At 59.9% G+C, this 13,131-nt stretch carries 9 protein-coding genes and 1 pseudogene; 3 read left to right on the top strand and 7 right to left on the bottom strand.

What is annotated here, in order from left to right:
- Positions 1–215: 215 nt before the first annotated feature.
- From BW975_RS06450 to BW975_RS06430, 5 genes are all read right to left on the bottom strand, one after another.
- Positions 216–1,310 (bottom strand): ABC transporter ATP-binding protein, encoded by a 1,095-nt coding sequence (locus BW975_RS06450; protein ID WP_076532010.1) that lies wholly within the window; start codon positions 1,308–1,310, stop codon positions 216–218.
- A gap of 15 nt (positions 1,311–1,325) precedes the next feature.
- Entirely contained in the window at positions 1,326–2,123 is a 798-nt protein-coding gene (locus BW975_RS06445) for an ABC transporter permease (protein WP_076532008.1), read from the bottom strand.
- A complete protein-coding gene (locus BW975_RS06440) occupies positions 2,123–2,968 on the bottom strand; it encodes an ABC transporter permease (RefSeq protein WP_076532006.1) in 846 nt (281 codons plus the stop codon). The genes BW975_RS06445 and BW975_RS06440 overlap by 1 nt, the downstream gene beginning before the upstream one ends.
- 74 nt (positions 2,969–3,042) lie before the next feature.
- Complete coding sequence (locus BW975_RS06435) at positions 3,043–4,161, bottom strand: ABC transporter substrate-binding protein (RefSeq protein ID WP_076533459.1); 1,119 nt, start codon at positions 4,159–4,161, stop codon at positions 3,043–3,045.
- A gap of 59 nt (positions 4,162–4,220) precedes the next feature.
- Entirely contained in the window at positions 4,221–5,024 is an 804-nt protein-coding gene (locus BW975_RS06430; protein ID WP_076532004.1) for a creatininase, read from the bottom strand.
- A 101-nt stretch (positions 5,025–5,125) separates the two neighbouring features.
- Here BW975_RS06430 and BW975_RS06425 point away from each other — a divergent pair, with 101 nt between their 5' ends.
- The 3 genes and pseudogenes from BW975_RS06425 to BW975_RS18435 all read left to right on the top strand — a co-directional run.
- Complete coding sequence (locus BW975_RS06425; RefSeq protein ID WP_076532002.1) at positions 5,126–6,025, top strand: LysR substrate-binding domain-containing protein; 900 nt, start codon at positions 5,126–5,128, stop codon at positions 6,023–6,025.
- A 115-nt stretch (positions 6,026–6,140) separates the two neighbouring features.
- Positions 6,141–7,358, top strand: a complete 1,218-nt coding sequence (locus tag BW975_RS06420; RefSeq protein ID WP_076532000.1) for a M24 family metallopeptidase — start codon at positions 6,141–6,143, stop codon at positions 7,356–7,358.
- Positions 7,359–7,607: 249 nt separating this feature from the next.
- Positions 7,608–8,303: pseudogene (locus tag BW975_RS18435) on the top strand (IS5 family transposase); the annotation flags it as partial.
- 59 nt (positions 8,304–8,362) lie between these two features.
- Here the strand turns inward: BW975_RS18435 and BW975_RS06410 are convergent.
- Together BW975_RS06410 and BW975_RS06405 are read right to left on the bottom strand one after the other, a co-directional pair.
- Positions 8,363–11,143: an ATP-dependent Clp protease ATP-binding subunit gene (locus BW975_RS06410; RefSeq protein WP_076531998.1), complete on the bottom strand. Its 2,781-nt coding sequence runs from the start codon at positions 11,141–11,143 to the stop codon at positions 8,363–8,365.
- 175 nt (positions 11,144–11,318) lie between these two features.
- On the bottom strand, positions 11,319–12,935 hold the full coding sequence (locus tag BW975_RS06405) for a hypothetical protein (protein WP_139194211.1): 1,617 nt from the start codon (positions 12,933–12,935) through the stop codon (positions 11,319–11,321).
- Between the last annotated feature and the right edge of the window lie 196 nt (positions 12,936–13,131).

Raw genomic sequence — 13,131 nt, 5'->3', positions numbered from 1 at the left:
CGATTTTTCGTCACCCCGCCAAAGCAGGATGAAGCGCAGGACCGGCAGCATCGGGCCAGCGTCCCCTTCATGCGCTCAGCGACCCCTTCGTTGCCCAGGCAAGCGGTGTGAGGCTCGGGACTGACGGGAGCACGTATTATCGAGCGTCCCGAGCGGTGCCGATCTCACACCATGGCGCGCCATCGGTGACGATGGCAGGCCGCCTGATTTTGAGTCTATTCGCCTGGTAGAACGTGGCAGTTTTCTGAAGCCCAGTGGACGACAAGCTTGCTGCCGGGATGAGAGTCGAGCTTGGTCAACTCATCGTGGCTTTTCTGAACCTTGAGTTCCTGCCCTGTCTCGGTTTCGAGAAAGACCATAGCTGTCGCCCCCACGAACTCCTCGCCCACGACGGTGGCAAGGACACCCTCCTGCCCACTATCCGCAGGGCTCAGATGCATATTCTCAGCGCTGACAATGAAGGTGACAGCGTCGCCCTGTGGCCTGCCGTTCAATTCAGACTCGGAAATGAAGGTCGATCCGCCTTCGAAATTGACCCGCCGACCTGCGCCGTCCGATGCGGCCCCCTCGATGACCCCATCAAAGATATTCGCCGAGCCGAGGAATTCCGCGACAAACCGGTTGTGCGGCTCTCGGTAGATCTCGACCGGCGTGCCGATCTGCTCGATCCGGCCCCGGCTCATGATCACCACGCGGTCGGCCATGGAAAACGCTTCGGACATCGAATGCGTGACATAGACAAAGGTGATGCCCAGGTCTTTTTGCAGGTTCGACAATACCGCCTGCATGCGCACTTTCAGATGCGCGTCCAGCGCCGAAAGCGGCTCGTCCAGCAGCAGGATCTTGGGCTCGGTCACCAGCGCGCGGGCAAGCGCGACACGCTGGCGCTGTCCCCCCGAGAGCTGCGAGATGTTGCGTTTGGCAAATTCGGTGATCTGCATCTTTTCGAGCCATTTGTCTGCCCGCTCGGCCCGCTCGGCGCGGCCCACGCCGCGCATCTTGAGCGAGAACTCCACATTCTCGCGTACGGTCAGAAACGGGAAGAGCGCCAGGCTTTGCCACACCATCGGCGTGTCACGGTTCCAGGTCGCCTTGCCGTTGACCCGTTCACCATCGAGATAGATGTTGCCATGCGTCGGATCTTCCAGCCCGGCCAGCATACGCAGCGTCGTCGTTTTGCCGCAGCCGGACGATCCCATGATCGCAAGGAACTCACCGCGCCCGATCTCGAAATCGACTTTCTCGACGGCGGTGAATTCACCAAATTTCTTGATTACATTATCGAATTTGACGATTGCTTGCGCGGTCATCGGAGTATCCATTTCTCAAGATTTGTCGGAGGGCGGGCTGCGCAGCAGCAATTGCGCGAGGATGATCAGCGTCATCGAGCTGAGAAAGGCGAGCGATCCGATCGCGTTGATACGCGGGCTGACCTGCCCCTGCAGAAAGCCGAGGATCTTGACCGGCAGCGTCTCGTTCAGACCCGAAACGAACCAGGCCACCGCGAATTCATCAAAGGATACGGCCATCGTGATGAAAAGCGCGGCAAAGATCGCAGGCTTGGTAAAGGGGATGATGACATGGCGCAGCGTGGCCCATTCATTGCCGCCAAGGTTCCAGGACGCCGCCTCGAGGTCCGGGTCCATCTGCGACAGGCGCAGCCGGATGATCGCCATCGCGAAAGGGCTGCACATGACGCCATGCGCGATGATCACCGAAATCGTACTGCCCGAAAGGTTGATCCGCGACAGGAAGGCCAGCATCGCAAGGCCCATGATGACGACGGGGATCGTTGGCGGCAGAAGGGCCAGCGCGACGTAGAAGGACTTGCCGATGAAATTGTATCGAAAGTCCGTATAGGCCCCGCCAAAGCCCAGCAACGTGGCGATCACCGCAACGCAGAGGCCGACGGTCACGGTATTGAAGAAACCCGCCCAGACCAGCGGATCCTCCCAGATCAGGCGATACCACTCGAGCGAGAATTCCCCGAGCGGCAAGGACGGAAAGCGGTCCGAATTGAGCGAGAAGACAAAGCTTCCTGCAATCGGCGCAAAGATAAAAATCAGGAGGAGCGCGATATGCAGCTTGAGCAGCGCGTTGATGATGACGTTGTCCTTGCCCATTATTTTCCGCGCTCCTTGTAGGCATAGCTGATCGCGGCGAAGGCGACGCTGAGAAGGGTCACGATCATCATGATCGCCACCACGGCGGCCCGCGGCCATTGCTGCCCGGATTTGGTGATATCAGTGATCATGATCGAAAGCGTCGGCGGGTTGCCCCCGCCGAGATAAAGCGGGCTCACGAAATCGCCGAAGCTGAGGATGAAGGCAAAGAGCGCCGCGATGACCAGACCGACCTTGGCCGAGGGCGCGATCACCGCAAAGACCGTGCGCAGACGGCCGCAGCGCAGGTTATGCGCCGCCTCGACCAGATCGCGATTGACGAAATTCAAGCTGAAGGTTTGCAGCAAGACCACCAGCGGCAGGCACAGCGTCACCATCCCGACAAGTGTGCCGAAGCTGTTGTTCAGCATCGGATATGGTCCCAGGCCGATATGCGACAGCGCCGCGTTGACGATCCCTGCATCGGACAAAAAGACCTGAAGCGAATAGACCCGCACCAGATAGCTGGTGAAAAAGGGGATGATCAAAACGAAGACCATCCAGCGCTTGGCGGTCTCGGACAGCTTGAAAGAGATGGCGTAGGACGCCGGGAAGGCGATGACGCTGGTCACGATGGCGCTGGATGTGGCCAGAAAGAGCGTCTGCAGATACGCGTCCCAGAAAACACCGCGTGTCAGGATGCGCTGCCAGTTACCGAAATCGAAATCCGGCTGCATCTGGAAATTGCGCACGGTCCAGAAGCTCATCGCGGTCAAAAAGACCAGCGGCACCAAAAAGAATGCCAGCTGCCAGATCAGGAGCGGCAAGGACATCACGAGTGAGAAAAGGCTGGGACGGTTGGTCATGTCAGATCCGCCTGCGAGAATAATTGAGCAACCGGGACGCAGGGAGGCACGCCCCGATTGCTGGAAAAGCGCTATCAGGCGCCTTTGTAATCAGACCAGAAATCGTTCCAGTCCTCGAGGCTCTGTTGCACCGGCAACTGCCGGAACTGGATGCGCCCCTCGCGGATCATGTCCATCGCGTTGCGCTCGCCCAGAACCATGTTCTGGCGCTTTGCCTCGGCCGGGTTCGTCTCGTTCAGCACCTGCCATCCGGCCTTGGAGGGAATGATCGCGGGATAGGCCGCCATGGATGCCGACACCGCCTGCCCTTCAGGCGAGGTGATGTATTGGATCCACTTGCGCGCCATGTCCTGATTTTGCGAGCCTTTTCCGATCGAGAAGGACTCGGTCCATTGCAGGCCACCCTCTTCGGGGATGACGCTGCGCACGGGGGCGCCATTACGCTCCAGCACACCGGTAATCCAGTCCCCGATCCCGGCAAAGGCCACCATCTGACCGCTTTCGAGCGACGAGAACGTGCCGCCATAGTCGAAAAATCCGCCGACCTGCCCGCGCAGACCCATCGTCTTTTCCTGCACCGCTTCCCACGCCGCCGCGTCGATGTCATAGGGCGAGGGGTTGCCTGCATAGAGGCTGGTCTGGCCCAGGTTGGGCAGGTGCCAGTCGAAATGGCCCAGCTTGCCGGTCACGCGCTCATCGGCGTAAAGGCCATAGGTCGAGGCTTCCTTCTCGGAGAAGGCATCCGTGTTGTAGGCAACGCCCAGGAAACCGAAGCGGGTGATGACGGAATAGAGCTTGTCGTCGCTCCAGTGGCCCGGAAACTTCTGGAATTCAGGGAAGAAATCGTCGAACGCGTAATCCGCCGGGTCCAGCTCCTCGATATAGCCGGCGGCGTTCAGCTGCTGGACGTATTCGCCATCCGACAGGATCACGTCATAGGTTCCGGGGGGCGACTGGGCGATGAGGCCCAGCATGTTGTCGCCGCCGGTGTAGTATTTCGGCGTGAATTTGACGTTGTTGGCCTCCTCGAACGCGCCGACGACATCGGGCTCGGCATGGCCGTACCACGCCAGCATCGACAGGTTTGTCGTCTGGGCCGCGGCCCGGATCGACAGGAAGGGTGTCGCAAGCGCGGCGGCGCCCGTCATCTTGAGCAGTTTGCGGCGGCTCGGTCGTGTCAGATCATGTGTCATGTCATCAGTCTCCGTGTTGGAACAATCCTTATGCGCCCGGTTGATCCGGTCGCTTTTCGTCATTGAGCGGCTGCGAGTGCGCCGCCTGGGTCAAATTCGGTTTTCAACGCCTCGACGATCCCGCGCGTGCAAACCTCGAGCAGAATATCGCCTTTCTCGGCCGTTGCATCCTTCGGGGACGACAGCGTGCCACTGGCAGGGGTCCATTCTGGCTTGGGCGGATAGACGTCATAGGGCGGGAATGTCGCCGGGGCATGTTCGACAGCGTCCTGAAGCGATACCAGGTCGGGGTGCAGGCGCAGCATCAACGACGTTTCGAGCACACCGCCATGTTCGATATCCCAGCCAAGAAATCCATCCGGATAAAGCCTCTCGATCGATGCCTGGTCGACGAAATCCCAATAGGACAGGACGATGACCTTGACGTTGTCGATCCCGCCCCAACTCAGCTCGCGCAGGGCAAGGTCGATCGCCTCGGTGATGAACCATGAATTCTCGAAATGGCCATTGACGATGCACAGATGACGCACGCCGTGCCGGGCGAATTCCTTGACCACGTCCTTGAGGGCGGAGACGAGGCTGGCCCCATCGAGACTGGTCGTGCCCGGAAAGAAGTTGCCGCCACCTGATTTCTGGTGCGACTTGTAGCCGTAGGTAAAGGGCGGCGCGACCAGCGCGCCCGTCTCGGCGGCGGCGCGCCGCGCAAATTCGGTTGGCAAAAGAACATCGACATGCATCGGCATGTGGTGACCATGCTGCTCCATGGATCCCAGCGGAATGAGCACCGGCACGTCCCCGCCCTGCACGCGGGACTGGTAGGCAGGCCAAGGCAACTCGGCGGCGAAAACGGTATCTCGATTCATCCAGTCCCTCGTCGGCGTAAGAAGTTTATCTTGACCCAACGTTAGACGCGTGTGCTCACTACAAGAAATTTATTGTAGCAATGCCAGCATAAGGATTACTCATGGCAAGCCGGTTCACAAACCTCCAGACGGATCTCTTGCGTACCTTCGTGACGGTGGTCGACCTGCGAAACTTCACCGAGACGGGCGCAGCTTTGGGGCGCACTCAGCCGGCCATCTCATTGCAGATCAAGCGCCTGGAAAAGATGACTGAAACCAAGCTGCTGAGCTACAAGGGCAAGAAAATCGAGTTGACGCAGGACGGGCAGACCCTCCTTGGCTACGCGCGCGAGATCCTGCGCCTGAACGACCGCGCGGCAGCAAGCCTGAAGCGCGCCCGCCTCTCGGGCACGCTCAGGATCGGTCTTCCGATCGACTATTCAATCGAATACTTTCAGCACATCATCGCCCAGTTCACACAAGCTAACCCGCAGATGCTTATTGATGTGCAGTGCGACCGCAGCCGCGATCTGCTGACCTCGCTCCATACCGACAATCTCGACATGGTGATCGCTATCACGGACATGATGCCGGCGCCGCACGTCTCGCTATATTGGGCAGAGCGGCCGGTCTGGGCCTGCGGGCGCGACTACCGGATCGACCCCGACCGCCCTATCAAGCTGATAGCCCATCCAGAGGGATGCTTTTACCGCAAGCGCATGCTCGACTCGCTGAATATCGAGGGACGCGAATGGCATATCGCATTCGAAAGCCCCGGCATTTCGGCCCTGCAGCACGCAGTGCTCGACGGGCTGGGAGTAACGGCGCTGACGAAGAAAACCCTCCTGCCGGGCATGCGGACCCTGCACCCGAAAGAGGGCTTTCCGAAATTGGCCAATATCCATGTCGGGCTTTTCTACAAGCACATCAAAATGTCGGACGCTGCGCTGAACTTGATCGAGCAAATCACGATAGGGGTGGATGCGTTCCAAAAGACGACCCGCGCGTCCCTCAGGGTCTAGCCACATCAGCTTGGCATTTCAAATTCTTATACTCGGATCATGCCTATTAATTTCTGAAAACCCTGACGTGCTGATAGCGCAAAAGCTAGCGCAACCAGATTGAAGGGGTCTCCCAATGCTTGATGCAATGCTGCAAGTGACCGAATGGCACAACGGCGAGAAGGAGTATTCCCCTTTCTCGGACATCGAAATGGCGCGCCGCCAAAACGCGTTGCGCGACTGGATGGGCAACAATGATGTCGATGCGGCCCTGCTCACATCGTGTCACTGCATCAATTATTACTCGGGCTGGCTCTACTGCTATTTTGGCCGCAAATACGGCATGGTTATCGACCAGAAAAACGCAACAACCATCTCTGCCGGCATCGATGGTGGGCAGCCGTGGCGCCGCAGCTTCGGCAGCAACATCACCTATACCGATTGGCGCCGCGACAACTTCTACCGCGCCATCCAGCAATTGACGCCGGGCGCCAAGCGGATTGGAATCGAATTTGATCACGTCTCGCTCGACTATCGCGCACAGCTTCAGGATGCTTTGCCGGACGTCGAACTTGTCGATGTAAGCGGACCCTCGATGTGGATGCGCACGATCAAGTCAGCCGAAGAGATCAAGCTTATCACAGAGGGCGCCCGGATCTGCGACGTCGGCGGCTGGGCCGTAACCGGTGCGGTCAAGGCAGGTGTGCCCGAGCACGAGGTCGCGATCGCCGGTACCAACGCCATGATCCGTGAGATCGCCAAATCCTTTCCCTTCGTCGAGCTGATGGACACCTGGACGTGGTTCCAGTCGGGCATCAACACGGACGGCGCCCATAACCCGGTCACAAATCGCAAGGTTCAGTCGGGCGATATCCTGAGCCTGAACACGTTCCCCATGATCTTCGGCTATTATACGGCGTTGGAGCGGACACTTTTCTGCGACTACGCGGACGATGCCAGCCTCGATATCTGGGAAAAAAACGTCAAGGTGCATGAACGCGGCCTCGAGCTGGTGAAACCTGGCGCGCGTTGCAAGGATATCGCGACTGAACTGAACGAGATGTATCGCGAGTGGGATCTGTTGAAATACCGCTCATTCGGATACGGCCACAGCTTCGGCGTGCTGAGCCACTATTATGGGCGCGAGGCCGCCGTCGAGCTGCGCGAGGACATCGAAACGGTTCTCAAGCCCGGGATGGTTGTTTCGATGGAGCCGATGGTCATGCTACCCGAGGGCCAGCCCGGAGCCGGAGGCTACCGCGAACACGATATTCTTGTCATCGAAGAGGATGGCGCACGGAATATCACGGGCTTCCCTTTCGGTCCGGAGCACAACATAATCAAGGGCGGATGATCTCTCCAAGGATCCTCTTCCAGCCTCGGGTCTGGCAAATGTACCATCGCCCTGCTTTGGGGCCGAGCACTGCCAGAACTTCGCAGGAGTCACGCGGCGCAATAACCGCAACTCCACCGACTTCTCAGAATTAATTGCAGGCATTCACGATAACGCCGCACGATACCCTGACGCGCAGCAGGGCCTACAACTGCGTCCCGGATCGAAATCATGACGGTCGGATCTTTCGCACTGCCAGCATCATCGATGCGCGTTGGTGGTCGGCGAAGAGTGAGCGACATTATTTTCACCAATCGCGACGGCCCGCGATGGCGCAACGCACTCGCAGCATATGGTCACATAAGATGCCCGATCGCCGTTGGAAACGTGCGAGCGGCCAAAGCATCTTGGTGCGGATAACGATCGGTTTGATTGCCGAACACGTTGCGGAAGAGACGGTGACGATGAACGCCGACCTGGAAGGCCCACCGCACGGCGACGAGTCTGAGCGTCAATCGTGAGATCGCGGATGCCTGATTGGCCGAACCAAGGGCGGCATGAACACCAAGCTGAACACCATCTGCGACGGCCAAGGACGCCCGCGAAACCTGTCCGTGACCGCAGATCCGATCAGCGAATACATCGGTGCCCGCCCTCCAGTGAGCACTTTGCCGAATGTGGCATGGGTGTCCGGAGATCGCGGATATGACACAGATTGAAACGAGAGGCGTTGAAGGCCAAAAGGCTACCCGCCTGCATCCTTGGCCGTAAAACAGCGAAACGTAGCGGCGAAAACCGATAGGCACCGCTACAGACACCGCAACCGGATCGAGATCATTTCTGGCAGGCTGAACGACTGATGGCGCGTTGCGACCCGCTACGATGGATGCCCGAGAGGTGTCCCTCTCAGCCATGACGCTGGCGGTACTGGTGATCTGCCGGCCACGAGTCCTTACCTTGCATTAAGGCGTCTACATCGACGTTCCATTCCATCCATTCGATGTCGCGTCTTCAGCAGGCCGGGCTCACTCCGCATTCTCTGGCCCCGCATCAGACGGTGCGCATTCGGGGTCAGGGATTTTATCCTTGCCCTGCTCCGACTTGGAGAACGTGATCTTCTGATCCTGATCGCTCCACATCGCGCGCACCTTGTCGCCATCCTCGACGATCCCGCCCAGCATCGCGCGCGCCAGCTCGGTCTCCAGCTGTGATCGAATGAGGCGGCGGATCTCGCGTGCGCCATATTCAGGCTGGAACCCAGCATCTGCGAAATGGTCCAACACGCTGCCGTCAAAGCCAAGCTCGACCCCCTGGGTCTGAGCGGTTGACGCCACGCGCGCCAGTTGCAGCTCGACGATGCTGCGGATCTCGTCACGGTTCAGCGAATGGAAGACGATGACCTCGTCGATCCTGTTGATGAACTCGGGCCGGAAATGGTGGCGCAGAACCTCCATCAGCTCAGCTTTTTGCCTCGCCTCGTGGAAGTCTTTGGTGCCGCGCTTGGCAAGGTTTCGCTGGATGATGTCAGAGCCGAGATTCGAGGTGGCGATGATGATCGTATTGGTAAAATCGACCACCCTGCCCTTGCCATCGGTCAGGCGGCCGTCGTCGAAGACCTGCAACAGGATATTGTAGACATCCGGATGCGCCTTCTCGAGCTCGTCCAGCAGCACGACGGAATAAGGCCGGCGTCGCACACGCTCGGTCAACTGGCCCCCTTCGTCATACCCGACATATCCCGGAGGCGCGCCGACGAGACGGGCGACCGCGTGACGCTCGCCATATTCGGACATGTCGATACGTGCCATGGCGTCCTCATCGCCATAAACGGTCGCGGCGAGCGCCTTGGCCAACTCGGTCTTGCCGACACCTGTCGGCCCCAGAAAGAGAAAGGTTGCCGTGGGCGCCGATCCCTCGCGCAGGCCCGCACGGGCCAGCCTGACCGCATCGGCAACCGACGCAATCGCCTCGTCCTGGCCGATGACCCGCTCGTGCAGGCGGTCCTCGAGCGAAAGCAGTTTCGCGCGCTCTTCGCTGGTCAATTCGGTCACCGGCACGCCGGTCAATTTGCTGACGATATGCGCAACGTGATCCGCACGCACCTCGTCCGTGGCCGAGGCCCGGTCCCGTTTCCAGGTCGCAAGCAAATCGTCTAGCTGTTGCTGCTTGCCCTCCAGCTCGGTCTTGAGTGACGCCGCCCGGTCGAACTGCTTGCGCGCGGCGGCGTAGTCCTGCTCGCGCTTGATTTGCTGGACCTCGGCCTCAAGCTCCTGCACCTCGATAGGGCGGGCTGTCGCGCTGATCTTGACCCGCGCGGCGGCCTGATCGATCAAATCGATCGCCTTGTCCGGCATGAATCGCCCCGTGACGTAGCGATCCGACAGTTCGGCCGCGGCGACAATGGCCTCGTCGGCGATCGTGACCTTGTGATGGCTTTCCAAGGTATCGCGCAGCCCCCGCAGGATCATGATGGTTTGCGCGACGGATGGCTCGTCCACGTAAACAGGTTGGAAACGCCGCTCGAGCGCCGCATCCTTCTCGATATACTTTTGGTATTCGTTCAGCGTGGTGGCGCCGATCAGGTTCAGCTCGCCCCGGGCCAGCGCCGGCTTGAACGTGTTCGCGATATCAAGCCCACCTTCCCCGCCGCCCTGACCGGCGCCGACGATGGTGTGGATCTCGTCGATAAAGAGCACCAGATCGTCCTTGTTATCGGTGATCTCCTTGAGGATTTTCTGAACACGCTCCTCGAATTCTCCGCGATACTTGGAGCCGGCGACCATCGAATTGATGTTGAGCTCGATCAGACGCTTGTCGCGGAGCGCCTCGGGCACCTGCCCCGCCACGATCCTCTGGGCGAGACCCTCGATGATGGCCGTTTTACCCACGCCGGGCTCGCCGATGAGAACCGGATTGTTCTTTTTGCGACGGGCCAGCACCTCGATCGTCGTCTCGATCTCTCGCGCACGGCCAATGACGGGGTCCAGCTTGCCCTCGCGGGCGAACTTGGTCAGATCACGGCTGAATTCATCCAGATCGGGCGTGCTGGAGGGTGCATCGACGCGACCCTCTTCGGCACCCTTGCCAACCAGCTTGGTCACCTGCTGGCGTAGCGCCTGTGGGGTCAGTCCGTATTTGCGCAAGATATCCGCAGCCACACCCTCACCCTCTTCGGCAAGGCCCACCAACAGATGCTCGGGGCCGACATAGGAATGCCCCAGCTCGTTCGAGGCAATGAGCGCGCGGTTCAGCGCATCCTTGAGGCGCGGGCTCACGCCGATATCGACGTCGGCCTCGGCGTCGCCGCGCCTGGCGTCCAGCTCGATCTGGCGGCGCAGATCAGCGGCGTCGATCTTGAACTGATCCAGCAGCGTGGTGACGATGTCCGAGTTGGTCAGCGCCAGCAAAAGATGCTCGGTATCCACCTCGCTGCGGCCAAAGTCATGGGCCGTTTGCGCGGCCTCCTGCAACAGCTTGCTTCCCTGGGCGCTGAGGCGGTCTGCGATGTTGACGCCCCTGCCCCGGCTCGGGGCGGCCCTTGCCGGGCCAGTGTCGCTCTCGCCGCGCATGTCATCCGACCGGCCCGAGATGCCCGGCCCGCTGCGACGGCCACCAAAAAACTCGTCGAAAAGCGAGTTGCCACTGAAAAGCGACTCGAGTGGTGAGCTGGAGCGGCCCTGGCTACGGGCGAGCTTGCGATAATCCTCGTCACACAGTTCCATCGTCTGGCGTTTGCCGTTGACCATCACTTGCGCGCGGAACGTCGCGGGGCGTGTCTTGCAGATATCGCAAATTCCATTTGTCATGACAGATCTCTTCTCGTCGGCTGGGACTGTGAAACGCGCAGGGCCGCGCAAGCGGGATCGCTGCTCATTCTCAATCGTAATCGGCGGGAGAGCGCGGTGATTGACGCGCGTCAATCCGCACGCAGCGCGGCCGCGTGGCGCGCGGAATGGCGTCTGAAAACCGTGGACGCTGCGGTCAGTCGACGGTATCCGGCCCCGCGATACGCAGCCCGGCGCGCGACCAGGCCGCGACGGCGCGGCGGACCATCTGCGGATCAAGGCGCCAAGCCTGCAAATGGTGCATGATCACGGTCTCGAACTCCGGCAGCGCGTCAAGCAGCCGTTCTTTTTCCTGCCTGGCCTTTGCCATCTCGTCCGCTTCGACCAGAAACCAGAGCAGATGGCAGTGGTAGTAGAATGCGCCGGGCAGCGGCGCGACCTGCATCTGGCGCACTGCATCGGCAGGGCTGGAAGTCATGACCAGTCCGATGGCCTTGGGAATATGATACCAGCCGGGCTGCAGCGGATTGAGAGCGATTGCCTTATCCAGCATCGGCATCGCGATGTCCCACTTGGCCATCATGCAATAGCAGATCCCGAGCGTGGCAAACATATCCGGATGGCCAGGATTGAGCGCGAGCGCGCGCTGTGCCGCGCTTTCGAAGAGATCGAACTCGCCCCGGTGAAACCGCACGATGGCAAGTGCCTTATGTGCGGCGGCGTTCAGCGGATCGCACTGAACGGCCTGGTCGGCTTCCTCGAGCGCTTTGTGCAGCACTTCGGCGGTGCTTTGCGCCCCAAAGGTCATCCGGTACTCGTCAGCCATGATAAGTGCCAGAACGGCATGCGCATCGGACGATGTCGGATCGCTTTGCAACGCCTTCGCGAGGCCGTCCTTGATGTCCTGGCGGTCAGCCGCGCTCAGCTGGACGGAATACTGGTGGTAGCGCGAAATCCACAGATAGGTCTCCCATTTCAGCGAGTGACCCGACTGTGCGCTGCGCCGCGCATAGGCGCCTAATGGGCCGAAACGGTCCGCGATATGCCCGGCAATCATCAACGCCATCTCGTCCTGAACGGCGTATATTGCCTGCGGCGTTGTCTTGTGGGTGAAATGCTGGGTCAGGATGATTTCGCCGGACGACGCCTCGACCAGATTGATGGTGATGCTTACCATTCGATCGTCGATCCGGAAGCTGCCTTCCAGCACGAAATCGGGCTGAAATTCCTCATAGATCTGGCGGATACTTAGACAATTCTGTTTGGCTTGCTCCGTCGTCAGGCGCGAATAGACCGACAGCTCTCGGAAACGCGACAGGTTTGCGATCGTCTCTTCGGTAAGGCCGTGGGCGAAATACTCGTGGTCGCTGTCGCGGCTAAAGTCGTCGAAGGGCATCACGGCAATCGAAGGCTTCAGCAAGGCATGGACCGGTTTCAGTGTCTCGTGCAAAACGTTATTATCCGCCGGGCACGAGACGCTGAACGTCGGCGCATACGAACCCTTGGCCATCATGATGCGCAACGGATCATCGCGCCCCTCAAGCGCGTAATACTGGTCCAGCTTCTGGCGTAGCGCCCGTGCCTGCACGCGCACGATGGTGTCCGTTTGCGGATCGAAATCGTCAGGCCGGTCAAAAACCTCCACCCCTATGGTGTAACCTTTCAGCCCTTCCAACCGCCCAGCAATGGATTCGGTGACGACATAAGACAGAAACCGTGACAGCCGCGGCGCGTTGCAGAATTGGCGACTGGCCATGATGCGGGCAAGCTGTGCCAGCACCAGATCGTCGGGACTGGATTGCGATGTGGTCATTTTGGCGGCCCGCCCATACGCATCAATCTCCCGGCTGGCCGCAACTAGACGCATTGCAGGGCCGCTTCACTGTGAGTCACTTAAAGGATGTCATCTCGAACCATAACTTGAAAGTGTCCAAGGGGGTTTGCACCAGCACCGGCGTAATCGGCCAGATGCCGAAGGTCGCGCAATGGCTATCCCAAAACCACACCAC

Source organism: Roseovarius nanhaiticus (assembly GCF_900156535.1).
Classification (GTDB): Bacteria; Pseudomonadota; Alphaproteobacteria; order Rhodobacterales; family Rhodobacteraceae; genus Roseovarius; species Roseovarius nanhaiticus.
Note: the sequence above shows the minus strand (reverse complement) of the source record. Positions and strands in the feature narration are given on the sequence as shown.